General features: G+C 58.6%; 20 protein-coding genes. 18 read left to right on the forward strand and 2 right to left on the reverse strand.

What is annotated here, in order from left to right:
• Positions 1 to 97: 97 nt before the first annotated feature.
• Together FQB27_RS01375 and FQB27_RS01380 are read right to left on the reverse strand one after the other, a co-directional pair.
• Positions 98 to 1288 carry a CaiB/BaiF CoA transferase family protein gene (locus FQB27_RS01375; protein WP_169559082.1) on the reverse strand — a complete coding sequence of 397 codons (1191 nt, stop codon included), beginning with the start codon at positions 1286 to 1288 and terminating at the stop codon, positions 98 to 100.
• Between the two features lie 107 nt (positions 1289 to 1395).
• Positions 1396 to 2328, reverse strand: coding sequence for a LysR substrate-binding domain-containing protein (locus tag FQB27_RS01380; RefSeq protein WP_206374158.1), 933 nt, complete (start codon positions 2326 to 2328; stop codon positions 1396 to 1398).
• A 74-nt stretch (positions 2329 to 2402) separates the two neighbouring features.
• On the opposite strand from FQB27_RS01380, the gene FQB27_RS01385 reads away from it, so the two are divergent.
• From FQB27_RS01385 to FQB27_RS01470, 18 genes are all read left to right on the forward strand, one after another.
• On the forward strand, positions 2403 to 3230 hold the full coding sequence (locus tag FQB27_RS01385) for a putative hydro-lyase (protein WP_169559083.1): 828 nt from the start codon (positions 2403 to 2405) through the stop codon (positions 3228 to 3230).
• Between the two features lie 36 nt (positions 3231 to 3266).
• Entirely contained in the window at positions 3267 to 4307 is a 1041-nt protein-coding gene (locus tag FQB27_RS01390; protein ID WP_169559084.1) for a TRAP transporter substrate-binding protein, read from the forward strand.
• 25 nt (positions 4308 to 4332) lie between these two features.
• A complete protein-coding gene (locus FQB27_RS01395) occupies positions 4333 to 4866 on the forward strand; it encodes a TRAP transporter small permease subunit (RefSeq protein ID WP_169559085.1) in 534 nt (177 codons plus the stop codon).
• A complete protein-coding gene (locus FQB27_RS01400; RefSeq protein ID WP_169559086.1) occupies positions 4863 to 6143 on the forward strand; it encodes a TRAP transporter large permease in 1281 nt (426 codons plus the stop codon). The genes FQB27_RS01395 and FQB27_RS01400 overlap by 4 nt, the downstream gene beginning before the upstream one ends.
• A 15-nt stretch (positions 6144 to 6158) precedes the next feature.
• Positions 6159 to 6812, forward strand: coding sequence for a DUF2848 domain-containing protein (locus FQB27_RS01405; RefSeq protein WP_169559087.1), 654 nt, complete (start codon positions 6159 to 6161; stop codon positions 6810 to 6812).
• A gap of 38 nt (positions 6813 to 6850) precedes the next feature.
• Positions 6851 to 8146, forward strand: a complete 1296-nt coding sequence (locus tag FQB27_RS01410) for an amidase family protein (protein ID WP_206374160.1) — start codon at positions 6851 to 6853, stop codon at positions 8144 to 8146.
• A gap of 126 nt (positions 8147 to 8272) precedes the next feature.
• Positions 8273 to 9361 carry an S-methyl-5-thioribose-1-phosphate isomerase gene (mtnA, locus tag FQB27_RS01415; protein WP_206374162.1) on the forward strand — a complete coding sequence of 363 codons (1089 nt, stop codon included), beginning with the start codon at positions 8273 to 8275 and terminating at the stop codon, positions 9359 to 9361.
• Positions 9354 to 10004 carry a class II aldolase/adducin family protein gene (locus FQB27_RS01420; RefSeq protein ID WP_169559088.1) on the forward strand — a complete coding sequence of 217 codons (651 nt, stop codon included), beginning with the start codon at positions 9354 to 9356 and terminating at the stop codon, positions 10002 to 10004. The genes mtnA and FQB27_RS01420 overlap by 8 nt, the downstream gene beginning before the upstream one ends.
• Positions 10005 to 10731: 727 nt before the next feature.
• Positions 10732 to 10935 carry a Flp family type IVb pilin gene (locus tag FQB27_RS01425; protein ID WP_169559089.1) on the forward strand — a complete coding sequence of 68 codons (204 nt, stop codon included), beginning with the start codon at positions 10732 to 10734 and terminating at the stop codon, positions 10933 to 10935.
• Positions 10936 to 11047: 112 nt separating this feature from the next.
• On the forward strand, positions 11048 to 11254 hold the full coding sequence (locus FQB27_RS01430; protein WP_169559090.1) for a Flp family type IVb pilin: 207 nt from the start codon (positions 11048 to 11050) through the stop codon (positions 11252 to 11254).
• A 54-nt stretch (positions 11255 to 11308) separates the two neighbouring features.
• Positions 11309 to 12337, forward strand: coding sequence for a Flp pilus assembly protein CpaB (cpaB, locus tag FQB27_RS01435; protein ID WP_169559091.1), 1029 nt, complete (start codon positions 11309 to 11311; stop codon positions 12335 to 12337).
• Between the two features lie 89 nt (positions 12338 to 12426).
• On the forward strand, positions 12427 to 13890 hold the full coding sequence (locus FQB27_RS01440; protein WP_169559092.1) for a type II and III secretion system protein family protein: 1464 nt from the start codon (positions 12427 to 12429) through the stop codon (positions 13888 to 13890).
• A gap of 16 nt (positions 13891 to 13906) precedes the next feature.
• Complete coding sequence (locus FQB27_RS01445; RefSeq protein WP_169559093.1) at positions 13907 to 14194, forward strand: hypothetical protein; 288 nt, start codon at positions 13907 to 13909, stop codon at positions 14192 to 14194.
• A gap of 27 nt (positions 14195 to 14221) precedes the next feature.
• On the forward strand, positions 14222 to 15727 hold the full coding sequence (locus tag FQB27_RS01450; protein ID WP_169559094.1) for a pilus assembly protein TadG-related protein: 1506 nt from the start codon (positions 14222 to 14224) through the stop codon (positions 15725 to 15727).
• 8 nt (positions 15728 to 15735) lie between these two features.
• The gene (locus FQB27_RS01455) at positions 15736 to 16287 is read left to right on the forward strand and encodes a TadE/TadG family type IV pilus assembly protein (protein WP_169559095.1); all 552 of its coding nucleotides are present in this window, start codon (positions 15736 to 15738) and stop codon (positions 16285 to 16287) included.
• On the forward strand, positions 16284 to 16916 hold the full coding sequence (locus FQB27_RS01460) for a TadE/TadG family type IV pilus assembly protein (protein ID WP_169559096.1): 633 nt from the start codon (positions 16284 to 16286) through the stop codon (positions 16914 to 16916). Before FQB27_RS01455 ends, FQB27_RS01460 begins: the two co-directional genes overlap by 4 nt.
• Positions 16917 to 16928: 12 nt before the next feature.
• On the forward strand, positions 16929 to 18119 hold the full coding sequence (locus tag FQB27_RS01465) for a CpaE/TadZ family protein (protein ID WP_169559097.1): 1191 nt from the start codon (positions 16929 to 16931) through the stop codon (positions 18117 to 18119).
• 49 nt (positions 18120 to 18168) lie between these two features.
• On the forward strand, positions 18169 to 19593 hold the full coding sequence (locus FQB27_RS01470) for an ATPase, T2SS/T4P/T4SS family (protein ID WP_169560026.1): 1425 nt from the start codon (positions 18169 to 18171) through the stop codon (positions 19591 to 19593).
• The last annotated feature ends 3 nt before the right edge of the window (positions 19594 to 19596 follow it).

Here is a 19596-nt window from a genome sequence, read left to right on the forward strand (position 1 = left end):
CCAGCTTTGGAGAGGTGGGGGCCGATTGTCAAGGCGTTGGATGCCCGGACGGAACGGCCCCGCCCTTGCTGTAAGCCGGATTTACCGGCCATACGGCCTATTCCTTGACTTCAAGGGTAACGTTGCGGCCCAGAAGGTCATCGATATCATCCGGTGTGAAGCCCAACTCACCCAGAATATCGCGGGTATCCTCGCCCAGTTTCGGGGCCGGGGTGAAGGGCGCGGTCGGGGTGCCGGAAAATTCTGCGGCAGGCTTTGCCTGACGGACTTCGCCGAAGCCTTCAAGGGTAATGCGCTGGATGCTGTCATTGGCAAGAATCTGTTCGTGATCCAGCAATTCGTCCCGTGTCAGGGCCGGGGCACAGGGAACGCCTTCCGCGTCCATGCGGGCCATCAGTTCCTCCGACGACCATTTGGCGATTTCCTCGGCCATCAGGTCACGCCGTTCCTCGGCATTCTCGTAGCGGGCCAAGGTGGTGCGGAAGCGGTCATCCTCGGCCAGTTCCGGACGACCCAGTGCCCGGCACAGGCCCTGCCATTCCACATCGGCAACGGCGCAGGCGGTGATCCAGCGGTCGCGGGTCTTGAAGATGGGGTCCATGGCCGCAAGGCTGCGATTGGGATCCACATCCATTTGCTCATAGGTCAGGCCGGACATGGCTTCCGGCCAGAACAGCGACAACAGGCAATCCAGCATGGAAATCTTGATATGCTGGCCCTTGCCGTTTTTCTCGCGGGCATAAAGGGCGGTTGAAATGGCCTGTGCCGTGGTGACGGAGGTGATCTTGTCGGCAATGATCAGGCGGAACATGCGCGGCTCGCCGGTCTCCCGGATGGACTGGATATCTGCCGCACCGGACAGGGCCTGAATGACCGGGTCATAAACCCGCTTCTGGGCGTAGGGGCCCTTGTCGCCGAAGCCACTGATGGAGACATAGATCAGCTTTTCGTTCAGCTTCATCATGGCCTCTTCCGAGAAGCCCATGCGATCCATGGCGCCGGGCCGGAAATTCTGGATCAGCACATCGGCCTGCTCGATCAGTTTCCACAGAATATCCCGGCCTTCCTGTGCCTTCAGGTCCAGCGGCAGGGATCGCTTGCCCCGGTTGCAGGAGAAGAACATGGGGTTGACCCCGTTGAGCGGGGGGCGGACATGGCGCATGGTCTCGCCCTTCAGGGGCTCGATCTTGATCACTTCGGCGCCTTGATCGGCCAGCATCATTCCGGCAACCGGGCCGGATACCATGGTTGTCAGGTCAATGACTTTCAGTCCTTCAAGGGGGGGCATTCTGTACTCCTTGGTTTTTATTGTTTTGTAAATCTTACCCCCTGCCGGGATTTGGTCAAAGAAAAATCCCGGCGGTGGGTCTCCGCCTTGGAATGGGTGTGAGGCGGTCAGTCGGGGGATATTTCAGACAGGCGCCGGGCATGTTCGGTGCCGATTTCCCGCGCAATCAGGGCGGCCTGCGCAATCTGTTCGTCGCGGGGGTCGCCGATATAGGACGCGGTGAAGTGAAGCGGCCTTGGAAGCCATCCGGGATTAAAGGTGGCAATCCGTTTTTCCTGCACCATTTTCTGGCCAAGGGCAGCGGGCAGAATGCCGACACCGATTCCGGCGGCCACCATTTCCACGCCGGTTGACAGGGAATTGGTCGGGAAAATCTGTGCGGTGCTGCCATAGCGCGCCTGAAGTTCCCGTGTCAGTTCCCGGTGGGGCCGGGAATTGCGGTTATAGGTAATAACCGGGGTTTTGGTCAGATCAGGTTGTTCCATGTCCAGCGGCCGGTACCAGTCCAGCTTGAACGGAGGCATATCGATATTGTCCACAGTGAATTCCGAGACCGGCCCCATCAGGATGGCCAGATCAAGGGAGCGGTCGAGAAGCTGTTCGCGCAGATGCAGCGAGATATCGACCGAGACCTCGATCTTCAGCTTGGGGTATATCTGGTGAAGCCGGGTCAGGAAATCCGGCAGCCAGGTCTGGGCCACGGTTTCCGCGACGCCCAGCCGCAACAGGCGGCTGACACTGTCGGCGGCCATGACATCGGCCTTGATCCGTTCAACCAGCCCGGCGATCTGGTCGGCATGGTTGCGCAGCAGCACGCCTTTCTTGGTCAGGGTCACCCCGGTTGCCCCGCGGGCAAACAGCTTGGTGCCAAGATACTCTTCAAGGCTGGCGATCCGGCTGGAGACAGCCGGTTGCGAGATGTTCATCTGTTCTGCGGCCCGGCGCACACCGCCAAGGCGGGCGACCCATAGAAAGGTGCGGAGTTGTTCCAGTGTCATGACAGTGGTTACCTGAATGGAGTGATCACCAAAGTTGATCACAATGTACAGAAAATCGAAATTTGACTTTATACGTGATGATCATAAAAATTACAAAAATTTGTAACGAGTGTGAAATGGACACAGATATTAGGTTCTCCGATCTGACTGAACAGAGCGTCGAAAGCGTTCGTGAGCATATCCGCGCCGGGCGGTATGGTGGCCATACAGCGGGCCTTTCAAAGGGACAACTCCAGTGTAATCTGGCGATTCTCCCCGCTGATCTTGCAGAAGATTTCCTTGAATTCTGCCGTTTGAATCCGAAACCCTGTCCGCTTGCCGGCTATTCCAAGCCGGGCCAGCCCTTTATCGAGCGTATTGGCGCATCGGTTGATATCCGGACAGACACTCCGCTTTATTTCATCTATCGGAACGGTGAGCTTGCTGGCGAAACCCGCGATTTGACGGATTTGTGGCAGGACGATTTTGTGGCCTTTGCCATCGGTTGCTCGTTCACCTTCGAGAATGCGTTGGTCAAGGCCGGGTTCTCCCTGCCGCATATCGAACAGAACCTGACCGTTCCCATGTTCAAGTCTTCCATCCAGACAGTGCCGAGCAAACATTTCGGCGGGTCGATGGTGGTGTCCATGCGGCCGATCCCGAAAGATCGGATTGACGAGGTTCGGACGATCAGTCAGGGCTATCCGCTGGCGCATGGACGGCCGGTCCATGTGGGTGATCCGGCCGAAATTGGTATCAAGGATGTGCATTCCCCGGATTGGGGGGATGCTGTAAACATTCGTGATGGAGAGGTTCCTGTATTCTGGGCTTGTGGTGTGACGCCGCAGGTGGCCATCATGCAGGCGAAACCGGAAATTTCCATTACGCATGCACCGGGAGCGATGCTCATTGCCGATGTTGATGAGCAGACTTTACCGCTTTTCCCGTATGACGATTCAGAATAAATGGTTTTAAACCCTTCTAATGCTTGGGAGCAATAAATGAAGAAATTACTGACAGTAACGACCCTGACCCTTGCGGCAATGACTGCCGGAACAGCGGCACAGGCCGAAGAATTTTCCGTTGTGGGCAGCTGGAGCAGCCTGCCGTTGCACAAGCAGTTCGAAACCCCGTTCTGGACCAAGACCCTGTCCGAGGTTTCCGGCGGCGACATGACCGCAAACCTGACCACCCATGACCAGATGGGCGTTGCCAGCGGTGACGTTTTCCGTCTTCTGGGTCAGGGCGTCTATGACGTTGCCATGACCGTTGGCGACTACGCTGTTGCCGACAGTGCGCCGCTGGAAGGTCTGGACGTGCCGCTGATCGCGACCGACGCCGACACCGCCCGCAAGATGGTTGAGGCTGCCCGCCCGATGGTTGACGACATCTTCCGCGATGTTTTCAACTCCAAGGTTCTGGCCATTGCTCCTTACCCGCCGCAGGTGGTTTTCTGTAACGCCGAAGTGGCGTCACTGGATGACCTGAAAGGCAAGAAAATCCGTGCTTCCGGCCGGATGACTGCAAAATTCCTCGAAGCTCTGGGTGCCGAAGGCGTCAATATCAGCTTCGGTGAGGTTCCGGGCTCCCTGCAGCGCGGTGTGATCGATTGTGCGGTTACCGGTGCCGGTTCCGGGTACAACGCTGGTTGGTGGGAAGTCAGCACCCACCTGATGACCCTGCCGCTCGGTGGCTGGGATCCGGTTGTAACCGCCATCAACATGGACAAGTGGAACTCCCTCTCCGACGCCCAGAAAACCACTCTGGAAACCGCTGTTAAGGAAAAGTTCGAAGAGCCGGCTTGGGCCACCGCACAGGACGCGCTTGAAAACGACATCGCCTGCCTGACAGGTGAAGGCGAATGTACTTACGGCGAAGCCCGCAATCTGGTTCTGGTCCGCGCAAGCGAAGCCGATTCTCAGAAAGCGCGTGAAGTTCTGATCTCCAAGGTTCTGCCGGACTGGGCAGAGCGTGCCGGTGCCGAGTGGACCAAGCGCTGGAGCGAAACTGTCGGTCAGGTGACCGGCGTCGAAATTAAATAATCGACACGACTAAGGGCCGGATATCATGACTTCGCTTATTGCACTGCTCAGAAAGATCAATCACTGGGTGGCTCTCACTGTGGGATTTATCCTGTTGGCGTGCGTCGCTTTCACACTTGTTGAAATCGTTGTGCGTCGGGTCGGATTGTCCCTGGGCGGGGTCGACGAGATATCCGGTTACGTCATGGCCATTGTCACCAGTTGGGGCGTCAGTTACGCCCTGACTGAAATGGCGCATGTTCGAATTGACCTGCTTCGCAATCGTCTTATTCCGCTGTTTCGGTCTGTATTTGACATGATTGCGATCCTCAGCCTTGCCGCAACCGGTCTTGTGGTTGCGTGGCGGGGCTGGGGGGTCGTTTCCAAGACGCTGTCCACCGGGGCCCGTGCGAACACCCCGCTTGAGACACCGCTCTGGATTCCCCAGATTTTCTGGTGGGCGGGCTGGACATGGTTCGCCGTGACCGCCTGCATTCTTGTATTAAGTACCCTTTATTTCATTGTCAGAGGTGATCATGACCGTCTCGACAACACCGTTGGCGCGAGGGCTGAAGTATGATTCCTTTTACAACATTCGGATTGCTGGGCCTGTTGGCCCTTTCCATTCCGGTTGGCGTGGTTCTGTTTCTCCTTGCCTTCGGTATTGATTTCTTTTTCAGCCCCTTCCCCCTGATGCGCGGACTGGGCCAGGTTGTCTGGTCCTCTTCCAACAGCGGTACCCTGATCGCCATTCCGCTGTTTGTGCTGCTGGGTGAGGTGCTGGTGCGAAGCGGCGTTGCGGGCCGGACCTATTCGGCGCTGGACAAGTGGGTGTCCTGGCTGCCGGGCGGACTGGTGCACGCCAATATCGCCACCTCAACCATGTTTTCGGCCACGTCCGGCTCGTCCGTTGCGACGGCGGCGACGGTGGCCACGGTGGCCATGCCGCAAGCGCGGGCGCTTGGCTATAACGAGAAGCTGTTCTCCGGTGCGATTGCCGCCGGGGGGACGCTGGGCATCATGATCCCGCCGTCCATCAACCTGATTGTCTATGGCTTCCTGACGGAAAGCTCCATCCCGCAGCTGTTTCTGGCCGGTCTTCTGCCGGGTCTTTTGCTGGCGGTGATGTTCATGGCCATGACGGCCTTCCTGTGCAGCGCCAAGCCGGAACTGGGCGGCCCGCGGCGATCCAGCACATGGGGCGAGAAATTCCGCAGCCTGTCCGATCTGTTGCCGGTTTTCGGCCTGTTCGGTGTGATTGTCGGCTCCATCTATGCCGGTTGGGCAACCCCGACCGAGGCGGCGGCCATCGGTGTGGCCATTTCCCTGCTGATTGCGTTCCAGCAGAAGGCGGTGAATTGGAACATGATTTCCAGCGCCCTGCTTGGCGCCATCAAGACAACGGCCATGATCATGCTGGTTGTGATCGGTGCCTATGTCCTGAACTTTGTCCTGACCGCGTCGGGCGTCAGCCGCACCCTGCAGGCCCTGCTGGAAGGGCTGGGCATGGGGCCGCTGGCCACCCTGCTGGTCATCGTGCTGATCTATATTGTGCTTGGGTTCTTCATCGAGACCCTGTCCCTGATGGTGGCGACCATTCCGATTGTCGTGCCGATCATTCTCCAGCTTGGCTATGACAAGATCTGGTTCGGGATTCTGCTGATCATCATGGTGGAAATGGCCCTGATCACCCCGCCGGTGGGATTGAACCTCTATGTGGTGCAATCGGCCCGGAAAGGGAAACCGTTCTCGGACGTGATGATCGGCTGTATCCCTTATGTATTGACCATGCTGATGATGGTGGGGCTGCTTATTCTGGCTCCGCAGATCGCACTGTTCTTGCCTTCAACCCTTTAATCAGGATTTCGTATCATGCAGTTCAAGACCCCTGAAGGCGCACTGGAATGCGCCCCGGTGAAACTTGTTGTCGCGGGCTGGACCGGTCGGGACCGGGCGGCTGTTGACCACCATATCGAGGAACTGGCCGCCATTGGCGTGCCTGCGCCGTCCTCCGTACCGCTGTACTACCAGTGTTCCGCAGCCCTGCTGACACAGGAGCCGCAGATTCAGGCACTGGCAGAAGGTAGCTCCGGCGAGGCCGAACCGTTCATCCTGAAAAGTGATGGCAAGGTCTGGCTGGGTCTGGCATCCGATCACACGGACCGGTCACTGGAAACCTATTCCGTTGCCCATTCCAAGCAGATCTGCGCCAAGCCGGTGGCTGACACCCTGTGGCTGTTTGACGATGTAAAGGACCGTCTGGACCAGTTGGAACTGCGGTCATGGATCCGTGAAAACGGCGACTGGGTCGCCTATCAGGACGGGATGCTGGCCTCCATCCTGCCGCTGGCCGACCTGATGGCCGGTGCGGACCTGCCTGACAATGCAGCCATGCTGTGCGGAACCCTGCCTGCCATTGGCGGTGTGCGTCCGGCAACCGATTTCCGGATGCAGTTGCACGATCCGGCCACCGGCAACACCATCGAGTGGAGCTATACCACCGAGTGTCTGGCAGTGGTCGCCTGATCCTGCCCGTCTCGCGTCGTTTTTTTTTGAGGTTTGTCATGATGGATGATGCTGTCACTTTTCCCTGGGATTCGGCCACGGTTTCTGACCGGCTGGATCAGGTTCTGGACCGGCTGGTAAACCGGGGGGAGGCCCCCTCGGCCTTTACCGCGGTTCTGGAAAAACGAAGCCGGGACATGGCCGCCGCGATCAAGGCGGGCGATGCCCGCCCGCTTGCCGGGGCGCTGGTCAGCATCAAGGCCCTGCTGGATGTGCGGGACGAGGTGACCCATGCGGGAACCGATGTCCTTGCCGGGAACGCGCCTGCAACGGCCGATGCCCCGTGCCTGCAACGCCTTGAGGACGCGGGTGCGGTGTTCGTCGGAATCACCAACATGTCGGAATTTGCCTATTCCGGCGTCGGCCTGAACCCCCATTACGGTACCCCGGATAACCCGGTCTTTCCGGGCTGTATTCCGGGCGGCTCTTCCAGCGGCGCGGCGGTTTCCGTGGCGCTGGGCCTCTGTGATATTGCCATCGGCAGTGACACCGGCGGGTCCCTGCGCATTCCGGCGGCCTTTTGCGGTATTGTCGGTTTCAAGCCCACACAGGCGACCGTCTCGCTTGCGGGGGGCAAGGCGCTGTCGGACAGTCTGGACAGCTTTGGTCCCATGGCCACCAGTGTGGCCGCGTGTGAGCGGGCCTGGCAGGTATTGGCTGGCCGGGAAACAACCCCGGTGGCAGCAGGCCGCCGCCGTCTGGTGGTGCCGCTCAACTTCGGGTTTGATGACATGGACCCGGTCGTGGCGGAAGGTTTCAAGGCGCAGGTCGAACGGGCCCGCGCTGCCGGACTGGAGGTGGTGGAACGGTCCCTGTCCTGCATGGAGCCCTATGGCCAAATCCCCACATGGCACCTGACATCCGTGGAATCCCGTGCCCATTACGAGCACTGGTTCCAGAACGACCGGGACCGGTTTGACCCACGGGTCAGCGCCCGGATGGGTCGCGCCGATGAAATTTCTGCGGTGGAATACCGTCAGACCCTGAACCGGCGGACCGATTTTATTGATCTGTTCCGGGACGAACTGGGCGACGACCTTCTGTTCCTGCCGACCACCCCCATGCTGCCGCCCAAGGTATCCGAGCTGGAGGATGATGCGGAATTTGGCCGCCTGAACCTTCTGGCCCTCCGCAATCCGTCTCTTGCCAATGTGGCCGACGGGTGCGGTCTGGCCCTGCCATATCGCCATGAAGGCACCACCTTGAGCGCCATGCTGATCGGTGCCAATGGTCAGGATGACGCGCTGCTGGCCACGGGCAAGACACTGGAAGCCCTGTTCGGCCCCAACGACTGATACTGTTGATTGCAGCGGATCGGTCTTGCCGGTCGATCCGCCGCAGACAGGCTTGACCTTGGGGCGGTTCCGGTATCAAAAGAAAGGCACGGCCTGCAACGGCCTGCCTCATTTCAGGAGACCCCCGTGACCCAGACCCCCTTGATCGCAGACAGCCTTCCCCGCGCCGTGACGTGGCAGGATGGTAATCTGTACCTGCTGGACCAGACCCGGTTGCCACAGGAAACCCTTATCGAGAAACAGGAAACGGTGGAGCAGGTCTTTGAGGCCATCCGCATGTTGAAGGTGCGCGGTGCCCCTGCCATCGGCGTTGCCGGGGCTTATGGGCTGTGTGTGGCCCTGCGGGACAAGACCGCCCTGCCCACCGATGCCTTCATGGCGGAACTTGAAAAACACGCGGCCTATCTGGATAGTGCGCGGCCGACGGCGGTTAATCTGTCCTGGGCCTTGCAGCGCATGAGGCAGCGGGCCGAGGCGGCCTTGACGTCAGGAGAGGCGGAGACGGCGGTCCGCCTCTATGACATTCTGGTGCGGGAGGCGGTTTCCATCCATGAAGAGGATAAGGGCCTTTGCCGGGGGATGGGCGAGAACGGCGCCCCCCTGATTACCGAGGGGATGGGCATCCTGACCCACTGCAATGCCGGCTCGCTCGCCACGTCTGAGCTTGGGACGGCGACGGCCCCGCTTTATGTGGCGCACAGCCGCGGGGTGTCCTTCCGGGTCTATGCCGATGAAACCCGGCCCTTGTTGCAAGGGGCGCGTCTGACCGCATGGGAACTTCAGCAGGCCGGGATCGATGTCACCCTGATCACCGACAACATGGCCGCCCACATGATGGCGGAGGGGCTGGTGGATATGGTCATTGTGGGTACCGACCGGGTGGCGGCCAACGGTGATGTGGCCAACAAGATCGGGACGCTGGGGGTGGCTATTCTGGCCCGCCATTTCGGCATTCCCTTTTACGTGGCCTGTCCGTCGTCCACCATTGATATGGCCATGGAAAGCGGCAAAGGCATTCCGATCGAGGAGCGGGACGCGGCAGAAGTCACCCGGTTTGGCGCCCGCCCCACCGCGCCGGATGGAATTCAGGTCCGCAACCCGGCCTTTGATGTAACGCCGCATGACCTTGTTACCGGGCTGATCACGGAAAAGGGGATCATTACCGCGCCCTATGATCGGACCCTGAAAACCCTGTTCGGAGGCAAGGATGACTGATCACGCGATGCGGGACAGCCTGCTGGAAACCGCCCGGCGCATGAATGACATCGGCCTCAATCAGGGCACATCGGGCAATGTCAGCGTGCGGACCGAAACGGGCTATCTGATCACCCCGACCGGCATGCCCTATGACGATTGCCAGCCCGCCGATATGGTCCCCATGACGCTGGAGGGGGGGACCACCGGACCGCGCAAGCCGTCCAGTGAATGGCGTTTTCATCAGGACCTGTATCGGGATCGTTCTGACATCGGGGCCATCGTGCATGTGCATTCCACCTTTGCCACCACGCTGGCCTGTCTGGGGGTTGAGGTTCCGGCCTTTCATTACATGGTGGCGGTGGCCGGCGGCGATAATATCCGCTGCGCCCCCTATGAGACCTTTGGCACCGCGGCCTTGTCAGACGGGGTTGTTACCGCCATGCAGGATCGTCAGGCCTGCCTGATGGCCAACCACGGGATGCTGGCCGCCGGGCCGACCCTTGAAAAGGCCCTTGCCATGGCAGTCGAGGTCGAAAAATTGTGTGAAATATACTGGCGCGTTCTTCAGGCCGGGGGCGGCCCCCTTCTGAACAATGCGGAAATGACGGTTATCCTGGAAAAATTCAAGGGATACGGACAGTTTGCAGAACCGGCGTCCTGATCCGTGTCCCGGTGGTGGCCGGATCGCCGCCTGATGGGGGCGGCATTGCCTCCCTCAAAAAAGGGAGGGATTCGAAACCTGAATTTTTCCTGTTTTCCTTATACGGGAATAACGCGGCGCCCTATTTTGTCTTCCTGCCCGAAAATAGAATATTCGAAATCGTGAATGATTCGTGAATGACCCGGTGCGGCGACGGAAAAGCCTGAACCCGGTCGGTTTTCGGTGCGAATCATATATTTGGGTGAGCGCCCAAAAATTTTCCTTATATTATAACACCTTGTTAACCATATCCGTACCTTTTCGGCACCAAATAATTGATATGCTAATATAACAAAACCATTGTATACCTCATATGAGGGATGTAAAATACGACTTTAAATACAATTTTATCCAATTTCGCGCAAAAAATGTTGGCAGTGTAAGCTAAATTAGGGATGAATTGTGTAGCGTGTGGGAGTACGGTGAGAAAAGCTCCAATTCTCACTATCCGGGGGTTTTCAAGGCCCCGCCGATAGAAACAGTTTTGGTTTGAAGGCTGCCAGACACCGGGCATGGTGTCGAATAAGGTTTAATTTAAGGTTGTATGAAATAGTTTTCTACATACTTAAAGTTGTGTTCTGTATTGAAGGTCCAGTTTTATGTGCGTACCAAGAAGGGGATCGGGCCGCTAGCGAACTGCTTTGCCGACTTCCCCGATTTCTGAACTCTAGGGGAAAAGGAACCTGAAATGATTAAGATGCTCAACAAATTCCGCAAGAACGAATCCGGTGCCACCATGGTCGAATACGGCCTGATTGTTGCTGTGATTGCCATGGTTGTTGTCACCGCTGCCCTGTATCTGGGTGGGAACGTACAGGGTACGTTTGGTGACGCAGGTGAGTGCGCTTTGAATAAAAATACTGCGGATTGCGGTACCTTTACTCCAGGTTAATTCGTTGATTTAACCTTTGAAGGCCGGAGCCTTTTCGGTTTCCGGCCTTCCATCGCTTCAAAATCCGGTGACACACCGCCCCCTGACCCGGGGCCGTCCAAGGATGAAACCCATGTATGCTCCAATCTCTTTCCTGATTTCAAAATGCATCGATTTCAAGGCCTGTGACCGCGGGGCCACGATGGTCGAGTATGGGTTGCTTATTGCCGTAATTGCCATGGTCGTCGTCGGGGCCGCTTTGGTGCTTGGCGATTCCATCGGTACCAGCTTCTGCGACATGGCGACCGATCTGGATGCAGCAGCAAACTGTGGCGGCTAGACCGCCGACCCGCCGTTCAGGGGCGGGGTCACATCACGTTAGTGGAGATGAACAATGAAGGGCCGCGCAATATTCATGCTGGTTGTTGCCCTGTTGATCGCCGGGGGGGCCGTCTGGCTTGCCCGTGGTTGGCTGGACAGCCAGGTCAGAACCGTCGTCGTGACCGAAAAACCGGAAGCACCGCAGGCAACCATTGTTGTTGCGGCGGAACCGCTTCGGTTTGGCATGCGGCTGAACGCCAACTACCTGAAGGAAATTCCGTGGCCGGCGGGGGACCTGCCTGACGGGGCTTTTTCGACCGTTGATGACCTGGTCTCCGGCGAGGATGAGCGGGTGGTCCTTCAGGCGATCCAGCAGAACGAGCCGGTCCTGGTCTCGAAGGTGTCCGATCCGGGCGGCCGGGCCACCCTGTCGGCGCTGATCGATGAAACCATGCGGGCCGTCACCATCCGCGTCAATGACGTGTTTGGGGTGGCCGGTTTTGTCCTGCCGAGCGACCGGGTCGATATCCTGTTGACCCGCACTGTCAATGAACAGCCCATGACCAATATCCTGATCCAGAATGTCCGGGTTCTGGCCATTGATCAGACGGCGTCCGATGACAAGGAAAAGCCGACCGTGGTCAAGGCCGTCACACTGGAAGTGTCACCGCCGCAGGCCCAGAAACTGGCCTTGAGTGCCAGTGTGGGAACCTTGAGCCTGGCCCTTCGCAACCGGACCAACACAAATCTTGCCAGCAGCCGGACCATGGGCCTTGGCGATCTTACAGCGGGAGAGGGGAATGATGTGATGACGGCGACGACCCAACCGGAACAGGGGAAAACCCCGGTTGAGAAAGTGTCGCCGGCCCCGCGCAAGGTTGTCACCGTTCGGCCAAAACGGGACAGCCTTGCAGATGTCCGGGTTGTCCGGGCACTGGACCCGGAAACCGTCAAGGTGATCGAGGAAAACGAGCCGCAGGCCGGACGGGCCCCGGCCGGGGCGCCCAGAAGCCTGACGCCGGGGGCGACCCTGCCGACGGCCAAACCCATACCCGGAAGCTCACTGGCCCCTGCGGGCAGGGGACCGGAAAAACAGATCTAGTCGTACAATCGTAACGGACAGGCGTTTCAGAACAAGTCGAGGGGATTGCGATGATTAACACAGCGTATCAGCACAGGCAGCCGGGGGGCATGTCATTGAAAAGAGCCGGCAAGGCCGTGGGAAAGGCGTTCCGACCCATCATGGGGGGATTGGCGACGATCGGCATGGGGCTGGCCCTGTTGGTTCAATTGTCTGGCCCGGCTGAGGCCGCGCAGGCCTCCCGCGTTAATCTGAGCCTGTCTGATCTGGGGCAGGGGGACAACAGCACCGCCATCAGTGTCCCGGCCAACAAGTCCCGCATCCTGAAAGTGGATGTGCCGTTTGCGGACCTGCTGGTGGGCAATCCTGAAATTGCCGATGTGCTGCCCCTGACGGACCGGACGGTTTATATCCTCGGCAAATCCCTCGGGACCACAAGTCTGGCCGTCTATGACAAGAAGAAACAGCTTCTCGGGATCGTCAATATCGACGTGACCTATGATATCGACGGGCTGAAGGCCAAGCTGAACCGGCTGGTCCCCGGCGAGGTGATCGAGGTGCACAGCGCCAACGCCGCCGTTGTGTTGAAGGGGGTTGTGTCCAGCCTGTCCCAGCAGGACAAGGTTCTGGCCGTGGCCGAACAATATGCGCCCGGCAAGGTGACCAACCTGATGGCCGTCGCCGATGCCCAGCAGGTTCTGCTCAAGGTGAAATTCGCCGAAGTGTCCCGCAGTACCTTCAAGGGGATCAGTACCAACACGGCGGTGTCGTTCAATGGGCAGGATTCCGATGGCAGCCTGATTACGGGCCTGACCTCCATCGGGGCCGGGTTCCTGACCGGGACCATCGGCTTTACCATCGGCAACACGCTTCTGGACCTGTTTCTGGATGCGGGCGAGGAAAAGGGCATTGTGAAAACACTGGCCGAACCGAACCTGATTGCCCTGTCCGGGGATACGGCGGAATTTCTGGCCGGGGGGGAATTCCCGGTACCGGTGGCCCAGGACAGCAGTGCAAGCGGCACGGCGATCACGGTCGAGTTCAAGGAATTTGGCGTGCGGCTGGCCTTTACCCCGACCGTTCTGGACAAGGAACTGATCAATCTGGTGGTGGCACCGGAAGTCAGCTCCCTTGCAAACTCCATCACCCAGATCAGCGGGTTCAATATCCCGTCCCTGACCACCCGCCGCGCCAGAACCACGGTTGAATTGCGGGCCGGGCAATCCTTTGCCATTGCCGGGCTTCTGCAATCCAATTTCAAGGATACGGTGGATCAGGTGCCGGGCCTTGGCGATGTTCCCATTCTGGGGGCACTGGCCCGCAGCAGTGAATTTACCCAGGAAGAAACCGAACTGGTGATCATTATCACCCCCTATCTGGTGCAACCGGCCCTTGCCGGGACACTGGCTGCGCCAACCGACTATTTCGTGCCGCCGTCCGATTTCGACATTTTCCTGTTCGGCCAAACCGAGGGTGACAAGGCCCCCGGCGGTCCGGCAACCGATGGGCGGCAGATCCTGTCCCAACGGGGGGATGGCGGTATCGACGGCAAATATGGCTACGTGATCAAGTGAGCGGGAGGGACAGACCATGAGAATAGTATCAATTTCAGCAGTGATCCTGACCGGCCTGACGCTGACGGCCTGCGAAAAATACAGCAACAAGGGCCTGAGTGAGGATCACGGAAACGCCGTCTACCAGAACGAGGCCGTTCATATCCTGCCGCCGAAATATGCGGACATGAAGGAACCCACCATGGATGGCAATCGCGGCAGTCTGGCGTTTGAACGCTACAAGACCGGCACCACGATCAAGCCTTCCTCCTCCAGTATCAGTGGCCTTGGTGGGGGAAGCGGCGCCGGAGGGGGGGGCGACTAGGCTCTACCTTTTATGGGAGTGTTGCACATGTGGACAGACCGAAACGGGAAAGGAACGATCCGAAATCATCTCTGGCGGCGGTTTTGCCGGGATGAATCCGGTGCGATTGTGGTGTATGTGGGTCTGATTGCCATTGTATTGGTCGGGATCGGGGCCTTGACCCTTGATCTGGGCCGGTTGTTTGTGACGGGAACGGAAACCCAATCCTATGTGGATGCGGCGGCTCTGGCCGGTGCGTATCAACTGGACGGGCAGGACGGCGCCCGCGCCCGCGCCACGGCGGTGATCAATGACAAGCTGTTCACCAATCGCCAGACCGTGGGCGCCCTTGACAGCAACGATGCCATGCACCCCATTACCGTTGATACCATCACGTTCTACAGTTCGCTGGATGGGAATGTTGTGGCCACCGGGGACCGGGATGCCCGCTTTGTCGAGGTCAACGCCTTTTCCACGTCCGTGGAAAACAGCCTGATCGGGTTTGTTGGCGGCCCTGCCAACAGCCGGGCCGTGCGTGCGGCCACGGCGGGCAACAAGCAGGTGCTATGTGATATTCCCCCGTTGATGATGTGCAATCCGCAGGAAACAGCCAGTTTCAAGGGGTTTACCATTGGTAAGGGGCAGCAGTATATTGCCAAATATTCCGGTCCCGGCGCGGGCATGGCCCCCGGCACGTTCGGTTTGCTGGACAGTCCCAATTGCGGGCAGGGATCGAAATGTATTGCGGAACTGTTGGCCCATGCCAGCCCGGCCAGTGGTTGTTACGCCAATACGGTCGATCTTCGCCCCGGACAGGCCAACGGCATTCGGCAGGCCCTGAACACCCGCTTTGATATTTACGAGCAACCCTATTTTGGTTCCAAGAAGAACGATTCCAATTATCACGCGGCGCTGAACGTGACCAAGGGATATGTCAAGGACGGGCCGGGAAATTCCAAATGCGGCAATATCCGCCCCTATGATCCGGCGGTGGACCCCACACCGGCCATGAAGATGCCACGCGACAATTGCCTGATGGACGGCACTTGTGAGCGGGTGGGCGATGGCACCTGGAACCGGGATTTGTACTGGTCCGTGAACCATCCGGGGCAATCCAAGCCCGCCGATTACGCCAGCATGTCCCGCTATGACATTTACCGCTATGAGCTGGATAACAGCATGGTGCCGGACAATGGCCCTTCCGGCGAGAAAGGCGCGCCCACCTGCAATGTGCCTGCCGCTGATCCGTCAGATCGCCGGACCTTCATCATGGCCGTGGTCAATTGCCTTGAACAGGAAGTCAACGGGAATGAGGAGGATGTGGAAGTTCTCACCTATATGGAGGTGTTCCTGACCGAACCGGTCTCCCTGCCGAGCGATTCAGGAACCTGCACCAATTCCAATCCCAACGCCGATCCGGACGACGATCCGATTTACACGGAATGCGCCACGGAACTGAACAAGAAGATGGAGTTTGTGGTCGAGATGATCCGTGAGGTGTCACCGGGCGATCAGGACGGGGTTCTGCACGATATGGTGCAGCTCTATCGATGAGGTGGATCATGAAACACAGGCTGCATAGGGGGATCAACCGGCTTATCCGGTCCACCCGCGGGGTGGCGGCGGTGGAACTGGCCTTGCTGGCCCCGCTTCTACTGATCCTCACTTTCGGGTCCATTGATGTGGTCCGGGCGCTCCGGGATTATAATATTGTCTCCAAGTCCTTGCGGGACAGCGGGCGTTTTCTGGCCCGTGTTCCCATTGACTGCAGTCAGGCCGCTGGGTCCCGTATTCCGGCGGGCCTGCAAACCATGGCCCGGCAGATGGCCCTGACCGGAAAGGTGGGGGCCTCGCCTGCGCAGGCGGCAAATCGGCTGGTGGAATACTGGACCGATGAAAACAGCGTCGCCATTCAGGTGAGTTGTGTGACCAACAGCGATGCCAACAACCTGTGCGGCGGGGTGGGCGAAACCACCGCCTGCCGGGGGGATGACCAGATTCCCGTGGTGCAGGTTTCCGCCGATTTTGCCTATGTGGGGACGGGGATATCCCTGCTGCAACTGACCAACATGCGGATCCGGGCCAGCCATTCCCAGATGGGGATCAAGGAATGAGGGGGCCGCATCGTCATATCACCGGGTTGCTGCGGGATACGGGCGGGGCTGTGGCCCTTGAATTTGCCGTGGTGTTCCTGATCTGTCTGGCCCTGACCCTCGGGATGCTGGACGGGGCGTTGGCCTATTTCCAGTGGATGCGTACGGACAAGGCCCTGCAGGAAGGCATTCGGACCGCCGTTGTGTCCGATTATGTGCTGACGGACCTTGGGACCTTTGACTGTCATGACAGCAGCACGGCGGATTGGGGGGCGTCCTGTTCTGGCTCTACCGTCAAGGTGCCGACATCCGTCTGTGTTTCCGATGCGGGGGCCGTCACCTGTACCTGCACCGCCAATTGCGGCGGTGGTGTGGACTTTAGCAATGTCAACAACGCCGCCTTTGGCGCCATCGTCACCCGGATGCAGGTCTATAACCCGAACCTGACCGCCGATAACCTGACGGTGACCTATACGGATGTGGGATTGGGGTTTGCCGGGCGGCCGGGAGGGGCGGTTCCGGCGGTCACGCTCAGTATTCGCAATTTTCCCTACGATTTTTACGTGTTGAACGGACTGTTCAACCTGCCTCAACTGAATATGCCTGCCATGTCGACCACATTGACGGGTGAAGATCAATCCAGCGGTTAGGAGTCTTTTGGAATGGGTAACAGATATACAGTCAACTCATTGGTGAAATCCCATGATCTCAGCACCGAAATCCTGGGGCATCTTCAACATACCAAGAAATACCGTTGTATCAGCACGGTGGGGGTTCTCGGCAATCACGTGGCCGACCTTCTGCAGGGGACGGAACGTCAGATCCTGTTGGTGGAAATTGACTTTGACAACGCCCAGGAAATTGATTCGCTGGCCCAGATCATCAGTCAGCGGGGCGACAGCCTGTCTGTTGTGGTCACATCGGCAGAGGCCACACTGGAGCGGATCAGGATGCTGATGCGGATCGGCGTTGCCGATTTCCTGCCGCAGCCGATCACGCAGGAAGAATTGCTGAATGTGGTGGATAATGCGGCCACCCGCCTTGGCCCCAACACCACCTCTCACAGCGGGGATGGCTCTGTCTTTACCTTCATGAAGGCGGGCGGCGGGTCCGGGGCGACCACGGTCGCCCTGCAAACGGCCTATAGCCTGATGGGGCCGCATCGCAAGAACGGACAAAAACGGGTCTGTTATCTGGATTTTGACCTGCAATTCGGGAATGCGACACTGTTTCTGGACCTGCAACAGAAGCATTCCGTGCGGGATGCCATCGAGAATGCGGACCGGATGGATGGCGAGTTTCTGAAAGGCATCATGGCCAAGCATTCGTCCGGGCTGTATGTGCTGCCGTCCCCCAACGATATTATCCCGCTGGAGGCCATGACACCGCAAATCGCCGAGTTGATCATCAATATTGCCACCGAGGAATTTGATCATGTGGTGGTGGACCTGCCCATGTCGTGGACCATGTGGACGAACACGGTTCTGGTCAATTCGGACAAGGTTTACCTGATCATGCAATTGTCGGTGAAGGCCATTCGCCAGACCCGGCGCATTCTGGACATGATGGCCGGTCAGGGGCTGGATGAACAGGCCGTTAGCATCATCGCCAACCGGTTCCAGAAAACGTTCGGCAGCGGCAAGCTGGTCCGGCGCACCGAGGATGCGCTCAATCACCGGATCGACCATTTCATTGCCAATGATTATGCCATCGTCAGCAAGTCGCAGGACCTTGGCGAACTTATTCCCATGGTCAAGCGCCGCACCGCCATTGAAAAGCAGGTGGAAAAACTGACCAGATCGGGACTGGACGAGTTGCAAATCCGGATGTCCGCCGCCGTTGGCCCGGCATGAGACGGAACGGGATGGCAAGGATCTGGATGGTAAGGAACGGGGTGAAACCATGAATATCTTCAATACGCAAAATCCCGCAGCGGGAGCCGGGACCTTCAGTTTCGAACCGGTGCACAGCGCCCGGCCACTGGCCCCGAAGCAGAAAAGCGACAAGAAAACCGTCTCGAAAGTGGAGGCCATTGCCCGGAAAAGCACATTTGGCAGCCGGTTTCTGGAAACCAAGGTTCATCTGCATCAGCGGCTTCTGGAAATCATGAACCTGAGCGTGATCGACAAGATCCCGGAGGAACAGTTCAAGACCGAGGTGGGGACACTGGTCCGGGAGCTTCTCAATGAGGAGGAAATCGCCATCAGTTCGCTGGAACGGGAGCAACTGATCGAGGAAATCCTTCATGAGGTGTTGGGGTTGGGACCGCTGGAGCCCTTGCTTCAGGATGACACCATCGCCGATATTCTGGTGAATACCCACGAGAATGTGTTCGTGGAACGCTATGGCCGGCTGGAACGCACCCCGGTTCGTTTCAAGGATGAACGGCATCTGATGCGGATCATTGAAAAAATCGTCATGGGGGTGGGCCGCCGTGTGGATGAATCCCAGCCCATGGTGGATGCGCGCCTTCCCGACGGGTCCCGCGTCAACGCCATTATTCCCCCCCTGGCCGTGGATGGGCCGTTGCTGTCCATTCGTAAATTCGCCCGCGAGCCGCTGGGGATCGACAAGCTGATCGATATCGGGGCCATGACCCGCGAAATGGCCGACCTGGTCTCGGCGGTGGTGAAATGCAAGCTGAACATCATCATTTCCGGCGGTACGGGCAGTGGTAAGACCACCATGCTGAATGCCATGTCGTCCTTTATCAGCGACAAGGAACGGATTTTGACCATCGAGGATGCGGCGGAACTGCAACTGCAGCAAACCCATGTGGGCCGCCTTGAAACCCGCCCCGCCAACGTGGAGGGGAAGGGCGAAATTCGCCAGCGTGAGTTGGTGAAAAACGCTCTGCGTATGCGCCCGGACCGGATTATTGTCGGCGAGGTGCGCGGCGGGGAGGCCTTTGACATGCTGCAGGCCATGAATACGGGCCATGAAGGCTCCATGACCACCATTCACGCCAACTCGCCCCGGGATGCGCTGTCCCGGTTGGAAAATATGGTCAGCATGGCGGAAATGAACCTGCCCCTGCATGTGGTGCGGGCGCAGGTGGCTTCGGCCATTGATGTGGTGGTGCAGTTGTCCCGCCTTAGCGATGGTAGTCGGCGGATCACAAGCCTGCAGGAAATCACCGGTATGGAAGGGGATGTGATCAGCATGCACGAGATTTTCCGTTTCCACCGGGTTTCCACGGACGAGGACGGGAATATTCACGGATATTATGTGGCGACCGGTATTCGCCCCAAATTCTGCGAAAATCTGGATGCCATGGGCATCAACCTGTCCACCGACATCTTCAAACCGAACAAGCGACTGGAATAGGAG

Source organism: Sneathiella chinensis (genome assembly GCF_012720115.1).
Lineage (GTDB): Bacteria > Pseudomonadota > Alphaproteobacteria > Sneathiellales > Sneathiellaceae > Sneathiella > Sneathiella chinensis.

What these genes read in the sequence shown, in the direction of transcription:
- FQB27_RS01375 (WP_169559082.1), bottom strand. Translation starts at nt 1,288, where the DNA reads ATGCCCCCCCTTGAAGGACTGAAAGTCATTGACCTGACAACCATGGTA.
- FQB27_RS01385 (WP_169559083.1), top strand. Translation starts at nt 2,403, where the DNA reads ATGGACACAGATATTAGGTTCTCCGATCTGACTGAACAGAGCGTCGAA.
- FQB27_RS01390 (WP_169559084.1), top strand. Translation starts at nt 3,267, where the DNA reads ATGAAGAAATTACTGACAGTAACGACCCTGACCCTTGCGGCAATGACT.
- FQB27_RS01395 (WP_169559085.1), top strand. Translation starts at nt 4,333, where the DNA reads ATGACTTCGCTTATTGCACTGCTCAGAAAGATCAATCACTGGGTGGCT.
- FQB27_RS01400 (WP_169559086.1), top strand. Translation starts at nt 4,863, where the DNA reads ATGATTCCTTTTACAACATTCGGATTGCTGGGCCTGTTGGCCCTTTCC.
- FQB27_RS01405 (WP_169559087.1), top strand. Translation starts at nt 6,159, where the DNA reads ATGCAGTTCAAGACCCCTGAAGGCGCACTGGAATGCGCCCCGGTGAAA.
- FQB27_RS01410 (WP_206374160.1), top strand. Translation starts at nt 6,851, where the DNA reads ATGATGGATGATGCTGTCACTTTTCCCTGGGATTCGGCCACGGTTTCT.
- FQB27_RS01420 (WP_169559088.1), top strand. Translation starts at nt 9,354, where the DNA reads ATGACTGATCACGCGATGCGGGACAGCCTGCTGGAAACCGCCCGGCGC.
- FQB27_RS01425 (WP_169559089.1), top strand. Translation starts at nt 10,732, where the DNA reads ATGATTAAGATGCTCAACAAATTCCGCAAGAACGAATCCGGTGCCACC.
- FQB27_RS01430 (WP_169559090.1), top strand. Translation starts at nt 11,048, where the DNA reads ATGTATGCTCCAATCTCTTTCCTGATTTCAAAATGCATCGATTTCAAG.
- cpaB (WP_169559091.1), top strand. Translation starts at nt 11,309, where the DNA reads ATGAAGGGCCGCGCAATATTCATGCTGGTTGTTGCCCTGTTGATCGCC.
- FQB27_RS01440 (WP_169559092.1), top strand. Translation starts at nt 12,427, where the DNA reads ATGTCATTGAAAAGAGCCGGCAAGGCCGTGGGAAAGGCGTTCCGACCC.
- FQB27_RS01445 (WP_169559093.1), top strand. Translation starts at nt 13,907, where the DNA reads ATGAGAATAGTATCAATTTCAGCAGTGATCCTGACCGGCCTGACGCTG.
- FQB27_RS01450 (WP_169559094.1), top strand. Translation starts at nt 14,222, where the DNA reads ATGTGGACAGACCGAAACGGGAAAGGAACGATCCGAAATCATCTCTGG.
- FQB27_RS01455 (WP_169559095.1), top strand. Translation starts at nt 15,736, where the DNA reads ATGAAACACAGGCTGCATAGGGGGATCAACCGGCTTATCCGGTCCACC.
- FQB27_RS01460 (WP_169559096.1), top strand. Translation starts at nt 16,284, where the DNA reads ATGAGGGGGCCGCATCGTCATATCACCGGGTTGCTGCGGGATACGGGC.
- FQB27_RS01465 (WP_169559097.1), top strand. Translation starts at nt 16,929, where the DNA reads ATGGGTAACAGATATACAGTCAACTCATTGGTGAAATCCCATGATCTC.
- FQB27_RS01470 (WP_169560026.1), top strand. Translation starts at nt 18,169, where the DNA reads ATGAATATCTTCAATACGCAAAATCCCGCAGCGGGAGCCGGGACCTTC.